The sequence below is a fragment of the Burkholderia sp. 9775_39 genome (genome assembly GCF_015712225.1).
In the GTDB taxonomy this organism is placed as follows: domain Bacteria; phylum Pseudomonadota; class Gammaproteobacteria; order Burkholderiales; family Burkholderiaceae; genus Burkholderia; species Burkholderia cenocepacia.
Map to the genome: position 1 here is coordinate 1 of NZ_JACCQC010000102.1, position 416 is coordinate 416.

The window sequence follows — 416 nt, forward strand, 5'->3', positions numbered from 1 at the left end:
CCTTGAAGGGTCGTTCGAGACCAGGACGTTGATAGGTCAGGTGTGTAAGCGCAGTAATGCGTTCAGCTAACTGATACTAATTGCCCGTAAGGCTTGATCCTATAACAAGTCTGCCTTGTAGATCGGCGCCGTGCGAAAGCACCGGTCGCGATCCAAAGCGACATGTTGAATTCTCGTGTGTGATACACACAACCTAATTACTGCTTCTTCCCAGATTGGTTCTGTTGGCCACGCCAGCAGAACAACCCTCTTTGCCTGATGACCATAGCGAGTCGGTCCCACCCCTTCCCATCCCGAACAGGACCGTGAAACGACTCTACGCCGATGATAGTGCGGATTCCCGTGTGAAAGTAGGTAATCGTCAGGCTCCCTAAGCCAGAAACCCCCGCCCGAAAGGCGGGGGTTTTTGCATTGGT

The 416-nt window shown here is 52.9% G+C and carries 2 rRNA genes; both read left to right on the top strand.

The annotated features are described in order from the left end of the window. Positions 1 to 101 (top strand): 23S ribosomal RNA (locus H0X90_RS35455); the annotation flags it as partial. Between the two features lie 153 nt (positions 102 to 254). Further along, positions 255 to 367 (top strand): 5S ribosomal RNA (rrf, locus tag H0X90_RS35460). The last annotated feature ends 49 nt before the right edge of the window (positions 368 to 416 follow it).